At 74.2% G+C, this 22883-nt stretch carries 18 protein-coding genes and 1 tRNA gene; 9 read left to right on the top strand and 10 right to left on the bottom strand.

The genetic code is table 11. From position 1 onward, the window contains the following. Positions 1–152 precede the first annotated feature (152 nt). Complete coding sequence (gene clpB, locus ACI796_RS16980) at positions 153–2738, bottom strand: ATP-dependent chaperone ClpB (RefSeq protein ID WP_456942398.1); 2586 nt, start codon at positions 2736–2738, stop codon at positions 153–155. Between the two features lie 185 nt (positions 2739–2923). Between clpB and ACI796_RS16975 the strand changes: the two genes are divergently transcribed. Both ACI796_RS16975 and ACI796_RS16970 read left to right on the top strand, forming a co-directional pair. Beyond that, on the top strand, positions 2924–3397 hold the full coding sequence (locus ACI796_RS16975) for a MarR family winged helix-turn-helix transcriptional regulator (RefSeq protein WP_456942397.1): 474 nt from the start codon (positions 2924–2926) through the stop codon (positions 3395–3397). Positions 3398–3496: 99 nt separating this feature from the next. Continuing rightward, positions 3497–3931: an OsmC family protein gene (locus tag ACI796_RS16970; RefSeq protein ID WP_456942396.1), complete on the top strand. Its 435-nt coding sequence runs from the start codon at positions 3497–3499 to the stop codon at positions 3929–3931. A gap of 63 nt (positions 3932–3994) precedes the next feature. Here ACI796_RS16970 and ACI796_RS16965 read toward each other — a convergent pair whose 3' ends face one another. The 8 genes from ACI796_RS16965 to ACI796_RS16930 all read right to left on the bottom strand — a co-directional run bounded on the left by ACI796_RS16965 (position 3995) and on the right by ACI796_RS16930 (position 12427). Then, the gene (locus ACI796_RS16965; protein WP_456942395.1) at positions 3995–5623 is read right to left on the bottom strand and encodes an MDR family MFS transporter; all 1629 of its coding nucleotides are present in this window, start codon (positions 5621–5623) and stop codon (positions 3995–3997) included. 59 nt (positions 5624–5682) lie between these two features. Continuing rightward, entirely contained in the window at positions 5683–6171 is a 489-nt protein-coding gene (locus tag ACI796_RS16960) for a MarR family winged helix-turn-helix transcriptional regulator (protein WP_456942394.1), read from the bottom strand. 151 nt (positions 6172–6322) lie between these two features. Further along, positions 6323–6811, bottom strand: coding sequence for a MarR family winged helix-turn-helix transcriptional regulator (locus ACI796_RS16955; protein WP_456942393.1), 489 nt, complete (start codon positions 6809–6811; stop codon positions 6323–6325). Between the two features lie 44 nt (positions 6812–6855). Beyond that, positions 6856–7329 carry a heat shock protein transcriptional repressor HspR gene (locus tag ACI796_RS16950; protein WP_456942392.1) on the bottom strand — a complete coding sequence of 158 codons (474 nt, stop codon included), beginning with the start codon at positions 7327–7329 and terminating at the stop codon, positions 6856–6858. Beyond that, positions 7326–8549, bottom strand: coding sequence for a molecular chaperone DnaJ (dnaJ, locus tag ACI796_RS16945; protein WP_456942391.1), 1224 nt, complete (start codon positions 8547–8549; stop codon positions 7326–7328). The genes ACI796_RS16950 and dnaJ overlap by 4 nt, the downstream gene beginning before the upstream one ends. Positions 8550–8583: 34 nt before the next feature. Then, a complete protein-coding gene (gene grpE / locus ACI796_RS16940; RefSeq protein ID WP_456942390.1) occupies positions 8584–9306 on the bottom strand; it encodes a nucleotide exchange factor GrpE in 723 nt (240 codons plus the stop codon). Then, positions 9303–11183 (bottom strand): molecular chaperone DnaK, encoded by a 1881-nt coding sequence (dnaK, locus tag ACI796_RS16935; RefSeq protein ID WP_456942389.1) that lies wholly within the window; start codon positions 11181–11183, stop codon positions 9303–9305. Before dnaK ends, grpE begins: the two co-directional genes overlap by 4 nt. A 221-nt stretch (positions 11184–11404) precedes the next feature. Further along, the gene (locus tag ACI796_RS16930; RefSeq protein WP_456942388.1) at positions 11405–12427 is read right to left on the bottom strand and encodes a hypothetical protein; all 1023 of its coding nucleotides are present in this window, start codon (positions 12425–12427) and stop codon (positions 11405–11407) included. A gap of 521 nt (positions 12428–12948) precedes the next feature. On the opposite strand from ACI796_RS16930, the gene ACI796_RS16925 reads away from it, so the two are divergent. From ACI796_RS16925 to ACI796_RS16915, 3 genes are all read left to right on the top strand, one after another. Then, a complete protein-coding gene (locus ACI796_RS16925; RefSeq protein ID WP_456942387.1) occupies positions 12949–15240 on the top strand; it encodes a heterodisulfide reductase-related iron-sulfur binding cluster in 2292 nt (763 codons plus the stop codon). Positions 15241–15342: 102 nt separating this feature from the next. Then, on the top strand, positions 15343–16314 hold the full coding sequence (locus tag ACI796_RS16920; protein ID WP_456942386.1) for a DUF389 domain-containing protein: 972 nt from the start codon (positions 15343–15345) through the stop codon (positions 16312–16314). Positions 16315–16372: 58 nt separating this feature from the next. Then, positions 16373–17650, top strand: coding sequence for a CynX/NimT family MFS transporter (locus ACI796_RS16915; RefSeq protein WP_456942385.1), 1278 nt, complete (start codon positions 16373–16375; stop codon positions 17648–17650). Here ACI796_RS16915 and dcd read toward each other — a convergent pair. Next, on the bottom strand, positions 17616–18206 hold the full coding sequence (gene dcd, locus ACI796_RS16910; protein ID WP_387992035.1) for a dCTP deaminase: 591 nt from the start codon (positions 18204–18206) through the stop codon (positions 17616–17618). The genes ACI796_RS16915 and dcd overlap by 35 nt on opposite strands. A 141-nt stretch (positions 18207–18347) precedes the next feature. Between dcd and ACI796_RS16905 the strand changes: the two genes are divergently transcribed. From ACI796_RS16905 to ACI796_RS16890, 4 genes are all read left to right on the top strand, one after another. Further along, positions 18348–18923 carry a PAS domain-containing protein gene (locus tag ACI796_RS16905; protein WP_456942384.1) on the top strand — a complete coding sequence of 192 codons (576 nt, stop codon included), beginning with the start codon at positions 18348–18350 and terminating at the stop codon, positions 18921–18923. A 1-nt stretch (position 18924) separates the two neighbouring features. Then, the gene (locus ACI796_RS16900; protein ID WP_456942383.1) at positions 18925–19875 is read left to right on the top strand and encodes a methyl-accepting chemotaxis protein; all 951 of its coding nucleotides are present in this window, start codon (positions 18925–18927) and stop codon (positions 19873–19875) included. A gap of 133 nt (positions 19876–20008) precedes the next feature. Further along, on the top strand, positions 20009–22690 hold the full coding sequence (locus ACI796_RS16895; protein ID WP_456942382.1) for an ATP-binding protein: 2682 nt from the start codon (positions 20009–20011) through the stop codon (positions 22688–22690). Positions 22691–22785: 95 nt separating this feature from the next. After that, positions 22786–22856, top strand: a tRNA-Gly gene (locus ACI796_RS16890). Positions 22857–22883 lie beyond the last annotated feature (27 nt).

The raw sequence follows: 22883 nt of genomic DNA, 5'->3' as shown, positions 1-22883 counted from the left end.
CGGTTCGGGTGTCAGGTGACCCCACCATCGCCGCTACCACACGGCCCCCATGTTGCCCGGGCGGGGGGCGGCGCCACCCCGCCCCGCCCCGGGGGGACGCGGCGGCCCCCCCCCCCCGAGGGGACGGCGGGCCCTGGCGAGGTGCTCCTCGTTCAGCCGCGGCGGACGGTCAGGCCCTCCTCGGCCAGGTCGTCCGGCGCGTCGACGACGACCTCGTCCCCGTCGCGGATCTCCCCGGCCAGCAGCGCGCGGGCCAGCGGGTCGCCGATCGCGGACTGCACCAGCCGGCGCAGCGGGCGGGCGCCGTAGACCGGGTCGAACCCGTTGAGCGCCAGCCACTCGCGGGCGGCCTCGGTGACGGTCAGCGTCAGCCGGCGGGCGGCCAGCCGGCGGGCGAGCACGCCCACCTGGATCTCGACGATCCCGGCCAGCTCCTCGCTGCCCAGCGCCCGGAACACCACGACGTCGTCGAGGCGGTTGAGGAACTCGGGCTTGAAGTGCGACCGGACGACGTCCATGACCGCGGACCGCCGCGCCTCCTCCGGCAGCGACTGGTCGGCGATCAGCTGCGAGCCGAGGTTCGACGTCAGGATCAGGAGGGTGTTGCGGAAGTCCACCGTCCGCCCCTGGCCGTCGGTGAGCCGGCCGTCGTCGAGGACCTGCAGCAGCACGTCGAAGACGTCGGGGTGGGCCTTCTCCACCTCGTCGAGCAGCACGACGGTGTAGGGCCGCCGCCGGACCGCCTCGGTGAGCTGACCGCCGGCCTCGTAGCCGACGTAGCCCGGAGGGGCGCCGACCAGCCGGGCCACCGAGTGCTTCTCGGAGTACTCGCTCATGTCGACGCGGACCATCGCCCGCTCGTCGTCGAACAGGAACTCCGCCAGCGCCTTGGCCAGCTCGGTCTTGCCGACGCCGGTGGGGCCGAGGAAGAGGAACGAGCCGGTGGGCCGGTCGGGGTCGGCGATGCCCGACCGCGCGCGGCGGACGGCGTCGGAGACGGCGCGGACGGCGTCGGGCTGGCCGACGACCCGCTCCCCGAGCTCGTCCTCCATCCGCAGCAGCTTCGCCGTCTCGCCCTCGAGCAACCGGCCGGCGGGGATGCCGGTCCAGGCCTGGACGACCTCGGCGATGTCGTCGGGACCGACCTCCTCCTTGAGCATGGAGGCCTGGGCGGCGACCTCGTCCTCGGCCGCGGCGAGCGCCTTCTCCAGCTGCGGCATCCGGCCGTAGCGGAGCTCGGCGACGCGCGCGAGGTCGCCGTCGCGCTCGGCGCGCTCGGACTCGGTGCGCAACCGCTCCAGCTCCTCCTTGTGCTGCTGGATGCGGACGATCGCGCTCTTGTCCTGCTGCCAGCGGGCGGTCAGCTCGGCGAGCTCCTGGCGCCGGTCGGCCAGGTCGGCGCGCAGCGCGGCCAGCCGGTCGAGGGACGACGGGTCGTCCTCCTTGGCCAGCGCCATCTCCTCGATCTCCATGCGGCGCACGGCGCGCTCGACCTCGTCGACCTCGACCGGGCGGCTGTCGATCTCCATCCGCAGCCGGCTGGCCGCCTCGTCGACCAGGTCGATCGCCTTGTCGGGGAGGAAGCGGGCCGTGACGTACCGGTCCGACAGCGTGGCGGCGGCGACGATCGCGGCGTCGGTGATCCGGACGCCGTGGTGCACCTCGTAGCGCTCCTTGAGTCCGCGCAGGATGCCGATCGTGTCCTCGACCGAGGGCTCGCCGACGAGGACTTGCTGGAAGCGGCGCTCCAGCGCCGGGTCCTTCTCGATGTGCTCGCGGTACTCGTCGAGCGTGGTCGCGCCGACCATGCGCAGCTCGCCGCGGGCGAGCATCGGCTTGATCATGTTGCCGGCGTCCATGGCCGAGTCCCCGGTGGCCCCGGCGCCGACGATGGTGTGCAGCTCGTCGATGAAGGTGACGACCTGGCCCTCGGACTCGGCGATCTCCTGCAGGACGGCCTTGAGCCGCTCCTCGAACTCGCCGCGGTACTTGGCGCCGGCGACCATGCTCGCCAGGTCCAGCGCCATCAGCCGCTTGCCCTTGAGGCTCTCGGGGACGTCGCCGGCCACGATCCGCTGGGCCAGGCCCTCGACGATCGCCGTCTTGCCGACGCCGGGCTCGCCGATGAGGACCGGGTTGTTCTTGGTGCGGCGGGAGAGCACCTGCACGACGCGGCGGATCTCGGTGTCCCGGCCGATGACCGGGTCGATCTTCCCCTCGCGGGCGCGCTCGGTGAGGTCGACGGCGTACTTCTCCAGCGCCTGGAAGGTGCTCTCGGGGTCGGCCGTGGTGACCTTGCGGTTGCCGCGCACGGTGCGGAAGGCGGCCAGCAGCGCGTCGCGGGTGGCCCCGGCGCTGGTGAGCACGGTGCCCGCCTCGCCCTCGGAGCCGGCCAGGCCGACCAGCAGGTGCTCGGTGGAGACGTACTCGTCGCCCAGCGCGCTCGCCTGCTCGCCGGCGGCGTTGACCACCCGCAGCAGCTCACGCGACGGCGACGGCGCGGCGACGGTGGCGCCGCTGACGCTCGGCATGCGGCGCAGGGCGGCCTCGGCCTTGGCCCGGACGTCGGCCGGGTCGGCGCCGACGGCGGTCAGCAGCGGGCCGGCGATGCCGTCGCTCTGCTGCAGCAGCGCGACGAGCAGGTGCAGGGGCTCCAGCGCCGCCTGCCCCCGGTCGACCGCCAGCCGCTGGGCGGCCGCGAACGCCTCCTGCGAACGGGTGGTCAGCTTGCTCTCCATGGTCGGTGCGGTCGGTCCTCTCCTCGGTGCGCCGGGGCTCCCCGGCGGGGGTCGCTGTCGACCGGTCCAACGGACCGGAGGTTGAGTCTGTTCCGCTCAACCCGGGTCCCGACAAGGGGCTCCCCGGAGGTTGACATCCGACGCAACTGCATGCCACGCGACCGGATCGTCCCTACACTCGTGTCATGACGACGACGAGCGGGGACCCGCACCTCCCCGCCCCGAGCGTGGCCCTGGACGACCAGCTGTGCTTCGCGCTGTACGCAGCGTCGCGCGCGATGACCGCCCGGTACCGGCCGATGCTCGAGGAGCTCGGGCTGACCTATCCCCAGTACCTGGTCATGATGCTGCTCTGGGAAGAGGACCACCAGACCGTCGGCCAGCTCGGCGCCCGCCTGGCACTCGACAGCGGCACGCTGTCCCCGCTGCTCAAGCGGCTCACGGCGGCCGGCCTGGTCACGCGCCACCGGCGGGTGGAGGACGAGCGGTCGGTGGCCATCGCCCTCACCGACGCCGGCCGGGCCCTGCGCGACAAGGCCTTCGCGATCTCGCAGGACATGATCTGCGCGCTCGACCTGGACGTGGAGTCCTTCTCCGACCTCAAGCAGACGCTCAACGTGCTGACCCAGCGGGTCACCGAGGCGCCGCGCGCGCTGTGACCGGCCGGCGGGTTGCCCTCAACCCACCGGGGTAGGGCCGCGGGGTCCCGCGCGCCGGCGAGACGATGCCGGCGCGCCCTCCGACCGGAAGGCAGCCCGATGCCCACCCGCACCGCCCGCACCGCCTGGAACGGCACCCTCCAGGACGGCTCCGGCCAGGTCGAGCTGACCAGCTCGAAGCTCGGCACCTTCGACGTGAGCTGGCCGAAGCGCACCGCCGACGAGGCCGGCGGCTCCACCAGCCCCGAGGAGCTCGTCGCCGCGGCCCACTCCGCCTGCTTCTCGATGGCCCTGTCGAACGAGATCGCGAAGGCCGGCGGCACGCCTCAGTCGCTCGACGTCACCGCCGACGTCACGCTCGGGCTCCAGGACGGCGCCACGATCACCGGCATCAAACTGACCGTCCGCGCCGAGGTCGAGGGCCTCGACGCCGACGGGTTCGAGCAGGCCGCCCAGGCGGCGAAGGCCGGCTGCCCGGTCAGCAAGGCCCTGGCCGGCGTCGACATCACCCTGGACGCCGCTCTCGAGTCCTGACCCCGGGACCACGGCGGCCCGCTCCCCGGAGGGAGCGGGCCGCCGTCCGTCCGCGTGCCTGCTTCAGCGGGCGGTGCCGACCGCCTCGTCGTCGGCGAGCGCGGGGCGGGACTCGCGGGCCAGCCGCTCCTCGCCGCTCTCGGTGCGCAGGGCCACCTCGCGGATGAGCAGGATGGCCGCGACGGCGACCACCGCGATGACCGCGGAGACGAGGAAGACCCGGCCGGTCGCGTCGCCGTAGGAGACCCGGATGAGCTCCTGGATGGCCGGCGGCGCGTCCTCCAGGCCGGCGAGGCCGACGCTGCCCGAGCCGCTGCCCGCGGCGGCCACCTCCGGCGGCAGGCCGGCGGTGATCAGGTCGGTCACCCGGTTGCTGAGCACCGCGCCGAGCACCGAGACGCCGACGGTGCCGCCGAGGCTGCGGAAGAACGCCACCGCCGACGACGCCGCGCCGAGGTCGCTCGCGGCCACGGTGTTCTGCACCGCGAGGACCAGGTTCTGCATGGTCATCCCGATGCCGACGCCGAGGACGAACAGGAAGACGCCGAGCAGCACCATGTCCGTCTCGTGGTCGACGGTCGCCAGCAGGCCGAACCCGGCGACGACGAGCAGCGACCCGGCCACCAGGAACCGCTTCCACCGGCCGTGGCGGGTGATGAGGATGCCCGAGACGGTGGAGGAGACGAGCAGGCCGCCGACCATGGGGATCGTCAGCAGGCCGGCCGCCGTCGGCGAGTAGCCGCGGGAGATCTGCAGGTACTGGCCGAGGAAGACGGTCGACCCGAACATCGCCACACCGATCGCGACGCTGGCCACGATGGCGAGGGTCGTCGTCCGGTCGCGGAACAGCCGCAGCGGCACGATCGGCTCGGCCGCCCGCAGCTCGGTCACCACGAAGGCGACGATGGCGAGCGCGCTGCCGGTGAGGAACAGCGCCGTCTCGAGCGAGGCCCACGCGAACCGGTCGCCGGCGAGGGTGACCCAGATGAGCAGGCCGGAGACGCCGGCGGTGAGCAACGCGGCGCCGAGGTGGTCGATGCGGACCCGGCGCCTGGTCACCGGCAGGTGCAGCGTGCGCTGGAGCAGCACCAGCGCCACGGCGGCGAAGGGCACGCCGACGTAGAAGCACCACCGCCAGCCCAGCCAGCTGGTGTCGACCAGCAGGCCGCCGAGCAGCGGGCCGCCGACGGTGGCCACGGCCATGACGGCGCCGAGCAGGCCGGAGTACCGGCCGCGCTCGCGGGGGCTGATCATCGCGGCCATCGCGATCTGCACCAGCGCCTGCAGGCCGCCGAGGCCCACCCCCTGGAGCACGCGCCAGCCGATGAGCGTGCCCACCGACTGCGACAGGCCGGCGAGCATCGAGCCGACGATGAAGACCACGATCGACAGCTGGATCAGCAGCTTCTTGCTGAACAGGTCGGCGAGCTTGCCCCAGATCGGCGTGGACGCGGTCGAGGCGAGCAGGGTCGCGGTGACGACCCACGTGTACTGGCTCTGGCTGCCCCGCAGGTCGGTGATGATCGTGGGCAGGGCGTTGGAGACGACGGTCGAGGACAGGAACGCCACGAACATCGCCAGCAACATCCCCGAGAGGGCCTCGAGGATCTGCCGGTGCGTCATGCGGCCCTGCTGCTCGGCGGGCGCCTCCGCCGCCGGGGCGGCGACGGCGGGCTCGCGGGTGGTGGTCACGGTGCTCCTGGTCGGCGCGGGATCGGGTGGGGACGGCGGCCCGGACGGGCGGGTGGTGGTCACGAGGCGGCCCCCACGGCGTGCGGGGAGCGGACGGTGGGCGGCGCGGCGCGGTCGATGTCGTCGGACAGCCGCTCGAGCAGCTCGGTGAGGCGGCGGGCGTCGTCCTCGTCCCAGCCGGCGAGGGCGTGGACGGCCCACCGCGAGCGCAGCGCGCGGGCCTGGGCGAGGGCGGTGGCGCCGGCGGCGGAGAGCCGGATGAGGCTGGCGCGGCCGTCGCGGGGGTCGGGCCGGCGCTCGACCAGGCCGGCCCGCTCGAGGGTGGCGACCTGACGGCTGGCGACCGAGACGTCGACGCCGGCCTGCACGGCCAGCGCGCTGCAGCGCTGCTCGCCGTCGCGCTCGAGCGGGACGAGCAGCGCCCAGCCGAAGGAGGGCAGCTCCCCGGAGACGGAGTCCGCGGCCCGGCTGGACACGTGCCGGCCGGCCCGGACGAGGCGCGCGATGCCGGTGGTGAGCCGCTCGCACGTCTGGGAGGTGAGGGGCATGGCGTCCTCGGGGAAGAGGTGATTGCAGACCGCAACATACATCAGATTGGTTGCTGTCTACAACCTCATGCCCGTCCGGTGGATTCCCCTCCCACGCACGACGGCGCCCGGACCGAGGTGGTCCGGGCGCCGTCGTGGGATCAGGGGCGGTTCAGGGAGCGCCGGCCGCGGCGTCCCCGGCCTCGCGGGCCTCGCCGAGCCGGTTGAGCCGGGCCAGGAGCTCGCCCAGCCGGGCGACGTCCTCGGCCGGCCAGCCGGACAGGTCGGCCTCCCAGCGCTCCCGGCGGGCGTCGCGGATCCGGGCCAGCCGGGCCGCACCCTCGGGTGACGGGGTGAGGACCTGCGCCCGCCCGTCGGCCGGGTCGGGCTCGCGGTCGACCATGCCGAGCGCCACGAGCGAGGACACCTGGCGGCTGACCGTGCTCTTGTCCAGGCCGAGCCGGGCGACCAGGTCGCTGGCGCGCAGCGGGCCGGCGTCGGCCAGCAGCGCGAGCAGGCCGTAGGCGGCGCCGTCGAGGTCGGGGTGCAGCTCGCGGGCGAGCCGGGCCGAGATGGCCCGCGACCGGCGCAGCAGCAGGCCGATCTCGCGCTCCAGCCGCACGAAGGACTCGTGCTGCCGCTCCGGGCGCGTGCTCGTCACGTCTCCCTGGACGACGCCGCCGCCGCCGGGGTTCCCGCTCACCGCTACGCCTCCCTCGGGCGCCAGACGACCAGCGCGGAGGTGCTCTGCCGCCGCACCGGCACGAGGTCGGTGCCGACCAGGTCCCGGCCGTAGCCGCTGCGGATCGCCGTCTCCGCGGCGATCCGCCGGTGCTCGGACTCCTCGAGCTCGGCGACCAGCTCGTGCACCCGCTGCTGCAGGGCCTCGACCTGGGACTCCAGGTCGATGATCCGCTTGATGCCGGCCAGGTTGACGCCGTCCTCCTGGGACAGCCGCTGGACCTCGCGCAGCAGCGCGACGTCCCGCGGGCTGTAGCGCCGGCCGCCGCCCGCCGTGCGGCCCGGGGTGACCAGGCCGAGCCGGTCGTACTGGCGGAGCGTCTGGGCGTGCATGCCGGCCAGCTGCGCGGCCACCGAGATGACGAACACCGGAGCGTCGTCGGCGACGGCGCGGCTCGCCTCGGCGCGGTCGCGGTCCTCCGTGCCCGCGGCGCTCACCGGGTGCTCCCGCGGTCGGCGTTGCGCTGCGTGGCCGCGGTGATCTGCGGCCGCGGGTCACCCAGTTCGGCGTCGAGGGTCTTCACCGCCCGCTCGGCCTCGGCCGAGAGCCGCTGCGGGACGGCGACCTCGACGGTCACCAGCAGGTCGCCGGTGCGGCCGCGGCCGGGCACGCCCCGCCCCCGGACCCGCAGCGTGCGGCCGCTCGCCGTGCCGGCGGGCACCTTGAGCGTCACGTTGCCGTCCAGGGTCGGCACGGTCAGCGTCGTGCCGAGGACTGCCTCGGGGAAGGTGACCGGCACGGTGAGCGTGACGTCGTCGCCCTTGCGGCCGAACAGCTCGTGGTCGCTGACGTGCACGACCACGAACAGGTCGCCGGCGGGGCCGCCCCGCCGTCCCGGTGCGCCCTTGCCGGCCAGCCGGATCCGCTGCCCGTCCTTGACGCCGGCCGGGATCCGCACGGTGATCGTGCGGGTCTGGGTGGTGACGCCGTCGCCCTGGCAGGTCGGGCACGGGTCGTCGACCACCTGACCGGTGCCGCGGCAGTTGCGGCACGGCTCGGAGAACGCGAACGCGCCCTGGCTGCGGCTGGTGACGCCGGCGCCGCCGCACACCTCACAGGTGTGCGGCGCGGTGCCCGGGCGGGCGCCGCTGCCGGCGCAGGTCGGGCAGGTGCCCGGGCTCTGCATCCGCAGCGGCACGGTGACGCCGAGGACGGCCTCCTCGAAGGAGAGGGTGGCCTCGGTCTCGACGTCCTGCCCGCGGGCCGGCCCGGACGCCGCCTGGGAGCGGGCCCGGGCCGACCCCGGCGCGGCACCGCCGAAGAGGTTGCCGAACAGGTCGCCGAGCCCGCCGCCCCCGCTGCGCGTCCCGGTGCCCCCGGCGCCGCCGCCGAAGAGGTCGCCCAGGTCGAACGGCTGGCCGCCGCCGGCCCCGCCGGGGAAGCCCCCGGGGAACCCGGCGCGGGCCCCGGCGCCGCCCGAGCCGAACAGCCGGCGGGCGTCGTCGTACTCCGCCCGCCGCTTGGGGTCCGACAGCACGTCGTAGGCCTCGGAGACCTCCTTGAAGCGCGCCTCGGCCTGCGTGTTGCCCGGGTTCTTGTCCGGGTGCAGGTCGCGGGCGAGCTTGCGGTAGGCCTTCTTGATCTCCGCCGCGTCGGCGCCCTGGGAGACGCCCAGCGCGGCGTAGTAGTCCTTCTCGATGAAGTCCCGGGTGCTCATCGGACGCCTCCTCTCTGCGTCTGGTGGCGGCCGGTCAGCCGGCGGCCGGGGTCTCCCCCGGCACGCCGCCGCCGGTCGCCTCCTGCTCGGGAGCGGCCGCCGCGCCGCCCTCCGGGTCGGTCACGGACACCATGGCCGTGCGCAGCACGCGCTCGCCCCGGCGGAAACCCTGCCGCAGGACCGTCGTCGCGGTGGGCACGGTGACCTGGTCGGACGTGTCGTGCAGGACGGCCTCGTGCAGCGCGGGGTCGAACGGGTCGCCCGCGACGCCGAACGCCTCCACGCCCAGGCCGTCGAGCAGCCCGAGCACGCGGTCGGCGACCACCTTGAAGGCGCCGGTCAGGTCGCCGTGGTCCCGGGCCCGCTCGATGTCGTCGACGATCGGGAACAGCTGGGCGGCGAACCGCTCGGCCGCCTGGTCGACGACGAGCTGCCGGTCCCGGTCGACCCGCCGCCGGTAGTTGGCGTACTCGGCGGTGACCCGCTGCAGGTCCTCGGTGCGCTCGGTCAGCTGGCGCGACAGGTCGCCGTCCGCGGCGCTGTCGCCGACCGGCGCGGCCGGGGCCTCCGGGGCGGCGGTCTGGTTCTCGGTCATCTGCTCCCCTGGCGATGGGTGGGCCGGTGGCTGTGCCGGAGCCGGGCGGGGCGGGACGCCGGCCGGCTGCTCGCCGGCCGGCGTCCGCACCTCACCGCTGACGGGGTCGATCCGCCGCTTGTCCCGGATCACGACCCGCGGCTGCTCGTCCCCCTGGCTCATCGGCGGTCGGTGTCCTCGTCGACGATCTCGGCGTCGACGACGTCGTCGTCGCCGGACGGGGCCGACGCGCCGAACCCGTCACCGGAGGCACCCGCGGCACCCGCGGCACCGGCGCCGTCACCGGCGCCCGCCTGGGCCTGCTGGGCGTAGAGCGCGCCGCCGACCTCCTGCGAGACGCGGGCGACCTTCTCCTGCGCCGACTTGATCGCGGCGATGTCCGAGCCGCCGAGGGCGGAGCGCAGCTCGGTCAGGGCCTCGCCGAGCTCCTCCTTCTTGTCGGCCGGGATGCGCTCGCCGTTCTCCGCGAGGAACTTCTCGGTCTGGTACTGCAGCGACTCGGCGAGGTTGCGGGTCTCGGCCTCCTCGCGGCGGCGCTTGTCCTCCTCGGCGTGGGCCTCGGCGTCGCGCATCATCCGCTCGATGTCCTCCTTGGGGAGGGCCGAGCCGCCGGTGATGGTCATCGACTGCTCCTTGCCCGTGCCGAGGTCCTTGGCGGTGACGTGCACGATGCCGTTGGCGTCGATGTCGAAGCCGACCTCGATCTGCGGGACGCCGCGCGGCGCCGGCGGCAGGCCGGTCAGCTCGAACATGCCGAGCTTCTTGTTGTACATCGCCATCTCGCGCTCGCCCTGGAAGACCTGGATCTGCACGGACGGCTGGTTGTCGTCGGCCGTCGTGAAGATCTCGGAGCGCTTGGTCGGGATCGTGGTGTTGCGCTCGATGAGCTTGGTCATGATCCCGCCCTTGGTCTCGATGCCCAGGGACAGCGGGGTGACGTCGAGCAGCAGGACGTCCTTGACCTCGCCCTTGAGGACGCCGGCCTGCAGCGCGGCACCGACGGCGACGACCTCGTCCGGGTTGACGCCCTTGTTGGGCTCCTTGCCGCCGGTCAGCTCGCGGACCAGCTCCGTGACGGCCGGCATGCGGGTGGAGCCACCGACGAGGACGACGTGGTGGATGTCGCCGACCTTGATCCCGGCGTCACGGATGACCTGGTTGAACGGCGCCCGGGTGCGGTCCAGCAGGTCCTGGGTGAGCCGCTGGAACTCGGCGCGGGTCATCGTGACGTCGAGGTGCAGCGGGCCCTCGGCGCCGGCGGTGATGTAGGGCAGGTTGACGTTGGTCGACTGCGCGCCGGACAGCTCGATCTTGGCCTTCTCGGCGGCCTCGCGGAGGCGCTGCATGGCCAGCTTGTCCTTGGACAGGTCGATGCCGTTCTGGGCGTTGAACGTCTGCACCAGGTGCTTGACGATCCGCTCGTCCCAGTCGTCACCGCCGAGGTGGTTGTCACCGGCGGTGGCCTTCACCTCGATGACGCCCTCGCCGATCTCGAGGAGGCTCACGTCGAACGTGCCGCCGCCGAGGTCGAAGACGAGGATCGTCTGCTCGGTCTCGCCCTTGTCCAGGCCGTAGGCCAGCGCGGCCGCGGTGGGCTCGTTGACGATGCGCAGGACGTTGAGGCCCGCGATCTCGCCGGCCTCCTTGGTGGCCTGGCGCTGCGCGTCCTCGAAGTAGGCCGGGACGGTGATGACGGCGTCGGTCACCGTCTCGCCCAGGTAGGTCTCGGCGTCCCGCTTGAGCTTCTGCAGGATGCGGGCGCTGATCTCCTGCGGCGTGTACTTCTTGCCGTCGATCTCACCGGTCTGCCAGTTGGTGCCCATGTGGCGCTTCACCGACCGGATGGTGCGGTCGACGTTGGTGACGGCCTGGTTCTTGGCCGACTGGCCGACCAGGACCTCGCCGTTCTTGGCGAAGGCGACGACCGAGGGCGTGGTGCGCGAGCCCTCGCTGTTGGCGATGACCGTCGGCTCGCCGCCCTCCAGGACGGTGACGACGGAGTTCGTGGTGCCGAGGTCGATGCCGACCGCTCGTGCCATGGAGCTGGCTCCTCTTCCGTGTGCTCGGGTGGTGCGGGTGTCGTGGGGGTCGGTCGAGGGAGCTCCCTGCCTTGCGCGGGGTCCGCTCAACTTTCCTGCCCACCGTAACGGCAGACCTCCCGGCGGTGTTCCCGAGGGGTCGAGCTACGCATGATCAGGCGGCCTGATCGTGCTGCGTCCTGGCTCAGCGTCGGCGGTGAGCCAGGACGCACGACGGCGAGCTAGGTCGACGACGCCGCGATCGGCCCAGTCCCCGGGGTGGGCTCGACGGTGCGGACGACGCGATACCGGCGCGGCCCGACCGCCGGGGCCGCCAGCAGCCCACCCACCCGGGCCTCGAGCTCACGCCGCCGCCCGGGCACGAGGTCCTCGTAGGCCAGGCGCACGACCCGGATGCCCAGCGCGCGCAGGAGGTCCTCGCGCCGCTTCTCCCGCCAGAGCACGTCCCCGGGATGCCGGCCGTCGACGGGGTCGAGGTACTTCACCCGCCCGTCGAACTCGATCGCGACGCCGGCGTCGTCGTACCAAGCGTCCACCCGCGCGACGAAGCCCCGCGGACCGTGCACCTCGACCTGCAGCTCCGGACGGGGCAGTCCGGCCTCGATCAACGCGAGCCGACCGCGTGACTCGAGCGGGGACTCCGCCCGGCCGTCCGCGAACCCGAGGGCACGCGCCGCGTCGCCGATGCCGACCCAGTGCACGGCACGGAGGACGGCAGCGCGCAGGTCCTCGCGTCCGACGAGCCGCCCGTGCAGTGCGGCGTCCATCGCCACCACCGAATCCACGAGGTCCCACTCCCGGGCGCAGTCGACGAGCGTCCGCGCCGGCGCGGTCACGCCGAAGCCGGCGAGTCGCCCGAGGTCACCGTCAGAGAGCGAAGCCCGGGCGACGACGTAACCCCGACCGCGTCGCCACTGACCCGGATCGGTCAGCCGCACGGCCCCGTCGACGTCCTCGGGGAGCACGAGGCGGTGCACCCGGGCGGCGGAGGTGTGGCTCAGGGCCGGACCGGGAGCTAGGGCGAGCAGGACGGCGACGCAGTCGAGGAGGTGTCGGAGCCGGTCGTCCGACTCGGCGGCGGCGAGGTCCCGGGCGCGGACGTAGACGCCTCGCCGCAGCCAGCGCCAGTGGCCAGCGCTCAGCTCCGAGCGGATCTCGTCGGGTCGGTAGCCGACGCGCACGGCCTCCCGCGCGGTGAAGACGCCGAGTCGGGCAGCCGCGAGGCGGGCGAGTTCCGGGTGCACGTCGACAGTCTTCGAGGTCGCGGCGACTGCGCCGAGGTCCTCGCGGAACCTGTGGACGACGTCGCGCCGCCGTCCCGGCTCGCTGTGCAGCGTCCTGGCTCACCGTCGGCGCTGCGCCAGGACGCGGCACGATCAGGCGGCCTGATCGCGCGTCGCCCGCGACGCGGTGACCGTAGCGCGACCAGGAGACGTGAGCCCGGTCACCTCCCGCCCGACGACGTCCGCGCGGAAACACCCAGTCGCGGTGTTCCAGCAGCCTCGGACGCTGGCGAAGCCGCACGTCAACGCGGCGTCGAGTGGGCGGCGGGCACCGTCGGACCGGCCCGGATCGGGGCGCCGCGCCTCGGGTTACTGCCGAGTAACCTGAGCGCAGCCCGGCTATCGTGCTGGGCTGCGCGGGCACCGCCGCCCGCGCGTGATCCGCCCCCCGGTCCCACGGGCCGGAGACGGCGGCGGGACCCTTCTCGTCGTCCGGTGCGGACGGAGTCAACCGACGCCGCGTGGCGTGGGGAGAGGGAATCATGACGGGCCCCCTGCAGATCGTGCTCGGCACGATCAGCGTGCTGTTCCTCATCGTCTCGGTCGTCTTCGCCTACCGGGCCGTCCGCGCCATGGTGCGGATCATCCGCACCGGCCAGCCGGACTCGACCCGCAACGGGCCGGTCGGCCCGCGGCTGAAGACGCTCGTGGTCGAGTCGCTCGGCCACACCCGGATGCTCAAGTGGTCGGCCATCGGCGCCGCCCACTGGTTCGTCTTCGTCGGCTTCTACGGCCTGTTCCTCACGCTGGTCGAGGCCTTCGGTGAGGTGTGGAACCCGGCCTTCCACCTGCCGCTCATCGGCGAGTGGAGCCTGTGGAACCTCTTCGCCGACGTCATCGGCACCGGCACGATCGTCGGGATCCTGTACCTGATCTACCGGCGCCAGAAGGACCACCCGCGCCGACAGGGCCGCACCAGCCGCTTCTCCGGCTCCAACGAGGGCCGCGGCTACTTCGTCGAGGCCGTCGTCCTCACCGTCGGCGTCTGCATCCTGCTGATCCGCGCGCTGAAGATCTCCTCCGACCTCACCGACGCGCCGGCCTGGTCGCACCCGGTCTCCGGCCTGCTGGCCACCGTGCTGCCCGACAGCCCCGACCTGCTCAGCGTCGTCGCCTTCGTGAAGATCGTCGTCTCGCTGACCTGGCTGGTCGTCATCAGCCGGATCCTCAACATGGGCGTCGCGTGGCACCGGTTCAGCGCCTTCTTCAACATCTACTTCAAGCGGAACGACGACGGCTCCGTCGCCCTCGGCCCGCTGCAGCCCATGACCTCGAACGGCAAGCCGATCGACTTCGAGGACCCGGGCGAGGACGACGTCTTCGGTCGCGGCAAGATCGAGGACTTCACCTGGAAGGGGATGCTCGACTTCACCACCTGCACCGAGTGCGGGCGGTGCCAGAGCCAGTGCCCTGCCTGGAACACGGGCAAGCCGCTGTCTCCCAAGATGGTGATCATGGACCTGCGGGACCACCTGTACGCCAAGGCCCCGTACCTGCTGGGTGAGAAGACCGCGTCCGAGACCGCCCCGGACTACGACGTCCTCAAGCCCAGCGACGAGCAGGTCTGGGCCTCGGGCTACGCCCGCATCGAGGGCACCAACGACGCCCAGGCGCACCGCCCGCTGGTCGGCACGCTCGAGGAGGGCGGGGTCATCGACCCCGACGTCCTGTGGAGCTGCACCAACTGCGGCGCCTGCGTCGAGCAGTGCCCGGTGGACATCGAGCACGTCGACCACATCGACGACATGCGCCGCTACCAGGTGCTCATCGAGTCGAACTTCCCGTCCGAGGCCGGCGTGATGCTGCGCAACCTCGAGAACCGCGGCAACCCCTGGGGCGTCAGCCCGAGCACCCGCGAGGACTGGATCAAGGAGGTCGACTTCGAGGTCCGCATGGCCGACGGCCCGCTGCCCTACGACGTCGAGTACCTGTTCTGGGTCGGCTGCGCCGGCGCCATCGACGACCGCGCCAAGCGGGTCACCAAGGCCGTCGCCGAACTGCTGCACACCGCCGGTGTCGAGTTCGCCGTCCTGGGCTCCGGGGAGACCTGCTCGGGCGACCCGGCCCGCCGCATGGGCAACGAGTTCGTGTTCCAGATGATGGCCCAGGAGAACGTCGAGACCCTCAACGGCGTCTTCGAGGGCCGCGTGCCGGGCACCCGCAAGATCGTCACGACCTGCCCGCACTGCTTCAACTCGCTGGGCCGGGAGTACCCGCAGGTCGGCGGCGAGTACGAGGTCGTCCACCACACGCAGCTGCTCAACCAGCTGGTGGAGGAGGGCCGGCTCACGCCGGTCACCCCGGTCGACCGCAAGGTCACCTACCACGACCCGTGCTTCCTCGGCCGGCACAACAAGGTCTACACGCCGCCGCGGGAGATCCTCGACAGCGTGCAGGGCCTCTCCACCCAGGAGATGCACCGCTGCAAGGACCGCGGCTTCTGCTGCGGCGCCGGCGGCGCGCGCATGTGGATGGAGGAGAAGATCGGCAAGCGGATCAACGTGGAGCGCACCGAGGAGGCCCTCGGTCTCGACCCGGACGTCATCTCCACCGCCTGCCCGTTCTGCATCACGATGCTGTCGGACGCCCTGACGGCGAAGAAGCAGAACGGCGAGGCCGCCGAGCACGTCGAGGTCCTCGACGTCAGCCAGATCCTGCTGCGCTCGATGGCGCCGGTCGGCGCCCCGGGCACCGAGCACGGCACCGAGGTCGGCACCGCCGACGACGACGTGGCGGGCACCGGCTCGGCCGCCACCGGCCACGGCCAGGCCTGACGAAGAACCCCGCACCACCCCGACGGACGCCGTCGGCGAGGCATCCCCTCGCCGGCGGCGTCCGTCGTCTCCGGGGGCGGGTCCTCCGGTAGAACACCGCGCGTGCTGCTGCAGCTGCGGGTGACCGTCCCGCCCGACCGGACCGACGCCGTCCGGGACCTGTTCACCCGCTGCCCCGGGACCGCGCACCTGGCCGTGCTGCCCGGCGCCTCGGTCGAACCGCCAGGCGACCTGGTCCTCGCCGACGTCGCCCGGGAGTCCGCCGACGCCCTCGTCGGGGGGCTGCGCGAGCTGCACGTCGACCGCGACGGCGGCATCGCGATCGAGGCCGTGGACACCGCCGTCTCCGCCGTCGCCGAGCGGGCGGAGGAGGCCGCGCCGGGCGACGGCTCGGACGCCGTCGTCTGGGAGCAGGTGGTGCGGACGACGGCCGCGGACTCGTCGCTGTCGGTCTCCTACCTGTCGTTCCTGACCATCGCGACGCTGCTGGCCGGCATCGCGATCGTCAACGACTCGGCGGTCCTGGTGATCGGCGCGATGGTGCTCGGCCCGGAGTTCGCCCCGCTGGCCGGGCTCGCCGTCGCGCTCGTGCACCGGCGGCGCGGGGTCGCCCGTGCGGCGGCCCGCGCGCTGCTCGTCGGCTTCGCGCTGGCCATCGCGGTCACCGCGCTGGCCACGCTCGCCGCCCGCGGGCTGGGCTGGGTCGGCCCCGAGGTCCTGACGGCGGACCGCCCGCAGACCGGGTTCATCACCGCGCCGGACCACTGGTCGCTGGTGGTGGCGGTGCTGGCGGGGATCGCCGGCGTGCTGTCGCTGACGGCGGCGAAGAGCGGGGCGCTGGTCGGCGTCTTCATCTCCGTGACGACGGTGCCCGCCGCCGCGGACATGGCCGTGTCGCTGGCCCTGGGCGGCGGCGCCGAGTTCTGGCGCGCGGCCCTGCAACTGGGGATCAACCTCGCCGGCATCCTGCTGGCCGCCGTGGTCACGCTCCTGCTGCAGCGGGTGCTGTGGCGGCGGGTCCCGCAGGTGCTGCCGCGCTTCGAGGCCATGCCGCGCACGGGTCTGCGCACCTAGACGGTTGGCCTGTGCACCCGCCTCCGGGCGGGCCGGCCGCGCGGGGGACCATCGACGGGTGACCCGCACGGCCGACGACGCTCCCCCGATCCCGACGGCCGGCGAGCGGCGGCGCGGCCTCGCGCTCGTCGCGGTCGCCATCGTGCTGACCGCGGCCAACCTGCGGACGGCGGTGACCACCGTCGGGCCGGTGCTCGAGGAGCTCGAGCGCGGCCTCGGCGTCTCCAGCGCCGCGGCCGGCGTGGTGACGACGCTGCCCGTGCTGTGCTTCGCCGCCATCGGCTTCGCCGGGCCGCCGCTGGCCGCGCGGTTCCGGGACGCCCACGTGCTGGCCGGCGCGCTGCTCACCATGGCCGCCGGGCTGGTGCTGCGGGCGGTCGTCGACTCGTTCCCGCTGTTCGTCGCCGGCACCGTGCTCGCGATGGTCGGCGGCGCGCTGGGCAACGTGCTGCTGCCCGGCCTGGTCAAGCGCTGGTTCCCCGAGCGCACCGGCCTGCTGGTGGGCGCCTACAGCGCGTCCATGGCCATCGGCGGCGCCGTCGCGGCGATCTCCACCGCGCCGATCGCCGCCGCCGTCGGCCCCGGCGGCTGGCGGTGGGCCCTCGGCGTGTGGGCGGTGCTCGCGCTGGTCGCCGCGGTGCCGTGGTTCCTCGCCCCGCGCTCCCCCGGCGCGAGCCGGGGCACCCACCGCGCGGTGCGGATGGCCCCGCTGGCGCGCAGCCCGCTGGCCCTCACCCTGGCCGCCTTCTTCGGCTTGCAGGCGACGCAGGCCTACGTCGTCATGGGCTGGTCGGCGCAGTACCTGCGCGACGCCGGCCTCAGCGCCGCCACCGCCGGGCTGCTGCTGGGGATCAACTCGGTCGTCGTCATCCCGGTCAACGCGGTCACCCCCTCGCTCACCGTCCGCCAGCGCTGGCAGCGGCCGCTGCTGCTGGGCTTCATGGCCTGCTACGTCGTCGGCTGGGGCGGGCTGTGGCTGGCCCCGCGCACGCTGCCGTGGCTGTGGATGAGCGTGCTCGCCGTCGGCATGGGCACCTTCAGCATGGTGCTGGCGCTGATCGGGCTGCGCGCCCGGACGCCGGAGACGACGGCCGCGCTGTCCACGGTGACCCAGGGCTGGGGCTACGTGCTGGCCGGCGCCGGGCCGCTGCTGGTCGGCGTGCTGCGCGGCGCGACCGGCGGCTACACCGGCATGTTCGTGCTCATCGCCGTCGCCACCGCCGGGCTCACGGTCACCGGGTGGCTGGTCACCCGGGACCGGTTCGTCGACGACGAGGTGCCCGGCTGGTCGCCGGCCGAGGTCAGCCCTGCGCCCGCCGGGTCTCGGCGCGGGTGAAGTTGCGGAACGAGCGCGACGGCGTCGGCCCGCGCTGGTCCTGGTAGCGGGAGCCGTACACCGCCGAGCCGTACGGGTGCTCGGCCGGGCCGGTGAGCCGGAACAGGCACAGCTGGCCGATCTTCATGCCCGGCCACAGCGTGATCGGCAGGTTGGCCACGTTGGACAGCTCCAGCGTGATGTGGCCGGAGAAGCCGGGGTCGACGAAGCCCGCCGTCGAGTGGGTGAGCAGGCCCAGGCGCCCGAGCGAGCTCTTGCCCTCCAGCCGGGCGGCGAGGTCGTCGGGGATGGTGACGACCTCGAGGGTGGAGCCGAGGACGAACTCGCCGGGGTGCAGGACGAACGGCTCGTCGCCGTCGGGCTCGACCAGGGTGGTCAGGTCGTCCTGCTGCTGGGCGGGGTCGATGTGGGTGTAGCGGGCGTTGTTGAACACCCGGAAGTAGCGGTCGAGCCGGACGTCGATGCTCGAGGGCTGCACCAGCCCCGCGTCGTGCGGCTCGATGCCGAGACGCCCCTCGGCGATCGCGGCGCGGATGTCGCGGTCGGACAGCAGCATGGCGCGGAGTCTAGGGAGGCCGCCGGGCGCGCCCTCCGCTTCCCGCGGGACCGAGGTCCCGTCGTCCCCGTTTCGGGTCGCGTCCGGACGGATCCTGCCGATACCTGCCGGGACGACCCGCCGGACGCAGGAGGACACCGCGTGCTGGACACCCACCCCCGGACCGCCCCGCGCGCCGGCCGCACCGCCGTGCGGCCGACGGGCGAGGAGCGGACCTTCGCGGCCGAGGAGCTCATCGTCTCCAAGACCGACCCGCGCGGGGTGATCACGTACGCCAACGACGTGTTCCTGCGGGTGGGCGCCTACTCCCTCGACGAGGTCATCGGGCGGCCGCACAACCTCATCCGGCACCCCGAGATGCCGCGCGCGGTGTTCAAGCTGCTGTGGGACACCCTCGCCGCCCGCCAGGAGCTGTTCGCCTACATCAACAACCTGGCCGCCGACGGCGCGCACTACTGGGTGCTGGCGCACGTCACGCCGTCCTACGGCGCCGACGGGTCGGTCGTGGGCTACCACTCCAACCGCCGCCGGCCCTCCCGCCGGGCGGTGGACCGCGTCCGCCCGATCTACGAGCGCCTCCTGGCCGAGGAGCGGCGGCACCCCGACGCCCGCGCGGCCGTCGCGGCGTCGTCCGAGCTGTTCGACCGGCTGATCGCCGAGCACGCGGCGTCCTACGAGGACTTCGTGTGGTCGGTCGTCGCCCAGGAGGAGGACTGAGATGGCCCGCTCCCGCACCCGCTCCGACGCCGCGGAGCTCGAGGTCCACCGCGCGTTCGTGCGCCGGCTGACCGAGACCTGCGAGGCGGCCGCGCGCGGCGACCTGGAGGCCCGGGCCGTGCCGGTCGACGGCTCGGACGCCGTGCCGGAACTGGTCGCGCTGCGGCACGGCGTCAACCGCGCGCTCGACGTCAGCGACGCCTTCGTGCGCGAGTCCCGGGCGGCGCTGGCCGCCGCCGCCGAGGGCCGCTTCCACCGCAGCGTGCTGCGCACCGGGCTGCACGGCGCCTACCGGCACGCGGCCACCGGCATCAACACCGCCCGGGACGCCATGCGCGAGACCGCCGGGCGGGTCACCGAGGCGCAGACCTCACGGCTGCGGCTGGCCGACGCGTTCGAGTCGGTGGTGCTGGCGATGAGCGAGCAGGTCGCGACGGCGGCCACCGAGATGAGCGCGTCCGCCGCGGGGCTGACCAGCGCGGCGTCGGCGGCGTCGGCCGAGGTGGGCAACGCGACCGGCACGCTCGGCTCCCTGACCCGCACCTCGGCCGAGATCCGCGAGGTCATCGCGCTCATCGAGTCGGTGGCCGCGCAGACCCGCCTGCTGGCGCTCAACGCCACGATCGAGGCCGCCCGCGCCGGGGAGGCCGGCAAGGGCTTCGCCGTCGTCGCCTCGGAGGTCAAGGACCTCGCCGACCAGACCGCGCAGGCCACCGAGCGGGTGACCGCGCAGGTCGAGGCGATCCGCGCGGCCTGCGACGACGTCACCGCCGTCATCGGGACGGTCGGCGCCACGGTCACCGAGATGAACGGCCTGGTCGACGGGATCGCCGCGGCCGTCGACGGCACCGCGTCGCTGGGCACCGCGGACACCGACGTCACCGGCCTGTCGCAGATGGCCGAGCGGCTGCGCTCGGAGGCGACCGGTTTCCTGGCCGAGATGCGGCGCTGACCACCGGCACGGCCGGTGGTGTCCCAGGTCGCGGATGTACCGTGCGAGCAGCGGGGAGCAGGTCCGCTCCCGAGGTCCTGACGCGGTGGCGGCGGTCCCGCCCGCGTCCGCACGGCTGTGCCGGGAGGTGTGCGTGGCTGCGGATCCGGTCGTGGGCGGCGGTGTCCGCGACGTCGCACCGGGTCCCGGCACCGAGGACGTCTTCGCCGGCGGCAGCGAGAACGGGCGGCTGATGGCCGCCTTCGACTGGGCGACGACGCCGGTCGGCCCGGTGGAGACCTGGCCGGCGAGCCTGCGCTACGCCGTCCGCACGGTGCTGGCCTCGCGGTTCCCCATGATCCTGACCTGGGGCCCGGAGTACACGCAGTTCTACAACGACGCCTACGCCACGCTCATCGGTGCGAAGCACCCCGGCGCCATCGGCGACGACCTGCGGATCACCCTCGCCGAGGGCTGGGCCGCGCTGCAGGAGCCGGTCGAGCGGGCGATGGCCACCCGCGAGGCCTCGTGGATCCCCCAGCTCCTCCTGCTGCTCGAGCGCGCCGGCTACCGCGAGGAGACCTACTTCACGGTCTCGCACGCCCCTGCCTTCGGGGACGACGGCGAGGTGGCCGGGATGCACGCGGTCTGCACGGAGGTGACCCGGCAGGTCGTGGCCGAGCGGCGGCAGCGGCTGCTGCACGAGGTGGCCACCGCGGCGGGCCGGCGCGAGGACGAGCGCGACCTCGCCGTCCAGGTGTGCGGGGCGCTGGAGGCCGACCCGCTCGACGTGCCCTTCGCCGCCGTCTACCTGGGCGACGACGAGGGCCGGCTGCACCGCGTGGCCACCGCGGGCGTCGGCGCCGCGGCGCTGCCGGCGACGGTGGGGGCGGCGGCCGAGCTCGGCGCCGTCGACGTCGCGGCCCTGCGCGTGCCCGGCGGGCCGTTCGGCGACGAGGTGGAGCGGGCGGTCGCGCTGCCGCTGTCGGGCGGGGCGGGCCGCGAGACGGTGGGCGCACTGCTGGTCGGCGTGAGCCCCAACCGGGCGCTGGACGAGGAGTACCGGACCTTCCACCAGCTGCTGGCCGCGCAGGTCGCCGGTGCGGTCACCGACGCGCGGGCCTACGCCGCCGAGCGCGCCCGCGCGGAGGCGCTGGCCGAGCTGGACCGGGCCAAGACGACGTTCTTCTCCGACGTCAGCCACGAGCTGCGCACCCCGCTGACCCTGCTGCTGGCCCCCATCTCCGACGTGCTCGCCGAGTCCGGTGGGGAGCTGCCCGAGCCGGTGCGCGAGCAGCTCACCCTCGCCCTGAGCAACGGCCGGCGGCTCAAGCGCCTGGTCGACGACCTGCTGGAGTTCGTCAGCATCGAGGCCGGGCGCACCGCCGCGGTGCGGGTGTCCACGGACCTGGCCGCCTGCACCGCCGAGCTGGCCGGCGTGCTGCGCGCCGCGGCCGAGCGGGCCGGCCTGACCCTCGACGTCGACTGCCCGCCGCTGCCCCGCCCCGCCGCGGTGGACCCGGGGATGTGGGAGAAGGTCGTCCTCAACCTGGTCGCCAACGCGGTCAAGTACACCTTCGTCGGCGGCATCACCGTCTCCCTGCACGCCGAGGACGACGAGGTGGTCCTGCGGGTGGCCGACACCGGCGTGGGCATCCCCGCCGCCGAGCTGCCGGCGCTGTTCGAGCGGTTCCACCGGGTGACCGACTCCCCGGCGCGCAGCCGGGAGGGCACCGGCCTGGGCCTGGCGATGGTGCGCGAGCTGGTCGCGCTGCACGGCGGCACCGTGTCGGTGGAGAGCGAGCCCGGCACCGGGAGCACCTTCACCGTGCGGCTGCCGTTCGGCGAGCCCGACACCGACACCCCGCCGCCCGTCTCGGCGGCCGCCGTCCGCGCAGCCGCGCTCACCCCGTGGGACGACGACCTGCGCCGGCCCGCCCCGTCCGCCGACCCGCTGGGCACCGTGCTCGTCGTCGACGACAACGCCGACATGCGCGCCTACCTGACCCGGCTGCTGTCGCCGTCGTGGACGGTGCGGACGGCGGCCGACGGCGAGGCGGCCCTGCACGACGTCGCGCGGGTGCTCCCCGACGTCGTCCTGACCGACGTGATGATGCCGGGCCTGGACGGGTTCGGGCTGCTGCGCGCCCTGCGAGCCGACCCCGGCACGCGCGCCGTCCCGGTGGTCATGCTCACCGCGCGGGCCGGCCAGGAGGCCGCCGTCGAGGGCTTCGACGCCGGCGTCGACGACTACCTGCCCAAGCCCTTCGAGTCCGCGGAGCTGCTCGGCCGGCTGCGCGCGGTCCTCGAGCGCTCGCGGGGACGGCGGGAGCCGGCACCCCCGGCCGCGCCGTCGCCGTCCGCCCCGGCCGCTGCCGCTCCCCCGCCGCCGCGACCCCGCGCCGCCGACGCCGTCCCGGCCGTCCCCGCGGCGCCGGCCCCGGCGCACCTCCCGGGCGCGACGACGACGGCCTGGCGGTTCCCCTCGAGCGCGTCGGCGATCCCGCCGCTGCGCCGCCGGCTGCGGGCGCTGCTCGCCGACGCCGGCCTGGACGAGGACCGCGTCTACGACCTGGTGCTGGCCGCCTGCGAGGCCGCCACCAACGCGGTGGAGCACGCGCAGGACCCGCTCGAGCCGTACGTGGACGTCCGGGTGGCCGTCGACGACGGCGCGGTGGAGATCGCGGTGCGCGACCACGGGCAGTGGAAGGAGCGGACGTCGAGCATGGACCGCGGCCGCGGGTCGATGCTCATGAGCGCGTTCGCCGACATCACCGCGGTGCCGGGCCCGGAGGGGACCACGGTGACCATCCGCAGCCCCCGGCCCACTGATTGACCCGGCCCACCGATTGACCCGGCCCGCCGGCTGACCCCGGCCTGCCGACCCGTCCCGCCGTCCTTGCTACGCTGGCGTCCGGCCGTCAGGCCGCCGCGGGTGTAGTTCAATGGCAGAACATCAGCTTCCCAAGCTGACAGTGCGGGTTCGATTCCCGTCACCCGCTCTCCTCGCCTCCGTCCAGGAAGCCGGT

It is taken from the genome of Geodermatophilus sp. SYSU D00525 (genome assembly GCF_054050475.1).
The sequence above is the reverse complement of the archived record's forward strand: the minus strand, read 5'-3'. Positions and strand labels throughout refer to the sequence as shown.

What these genes read in the sequence shown, in the direction of transcription:
- ACI796_RS16975 (WP_456942397.1), top strand. Translation starts at nt 2,924, where the DNA reads ATGACGACGACGAGCGGGGACCCGCACCTCCCCGCCCCGAGCGTGGCC.
- ACI796_RS16970 (WP_456942396.1), top strand. Translation starts at nt 3,497, where the DNA reads ATGCCCACCCGCACCGCCCGCACCGCCTGGAACGGCACCCTCCAGGAC.
- clpB (WP_456942398.1), bottom strand. Translation starts at nt 2,738, where the DNA reads ATGGAGAGCAAGCTGACCACCCGTTCGCAGGAGGCGTTCGCGGCCGCC.
- grpE (WP_456942390.1), bottom strand. Translation starts at nt 9,306, where the DNA reads ATGAGCCAGGGGGACGAGCAGCCGCGGGTCGTGATCCGGGACAAGCGG.
- ACI796_RS16960 (WP_456942394.1), bottom strand. Translation starts at nt 6,171, where the DNA reads ATGCCCCTCACCTCCCAGACGTGCGAGCGGCTCACCACCGGCATCGCG.
- dnaK (WP_456942389.1), bottom strand. Translation starts at nt 11,183, where the DNA reads ATGGCACGAGCGGTCGGCATCGACCTCGGCACCACGAACTCCGTCGTC.
- ACI796_RS16925 (WP_456942387.1), top strand. Translation starts at nt 12,949, where the DNA reads ATGACGGGCCCCCTGCAGATCGTGCTCGGCACGATCAGCGTGCTGTTC.
- ACI796_RS16900 (WP_456942383.1), top strand. Translation starts at nt 18,925, where the DNA reads ATGGCCCGCTCCCGCACCCGCTCCGACGCCGCGGAGCTCGAGGTCCAC.
- dcd (WP_387992035.1), bottom strand. Translation starts at nt 18,206, where the DNA reads ATGCTGCTGTCCGACCGCGACATCCGCGCCGCGATCGCCGAGGGGCGT.
- dnaJ (WP_456942391.1), bottom strand. Translation starts at nt 8,549, where the DNA reads ATGAGCACCCGGGACTTCATCGAGAAGGACTACTACGCCGCGCTGGGC.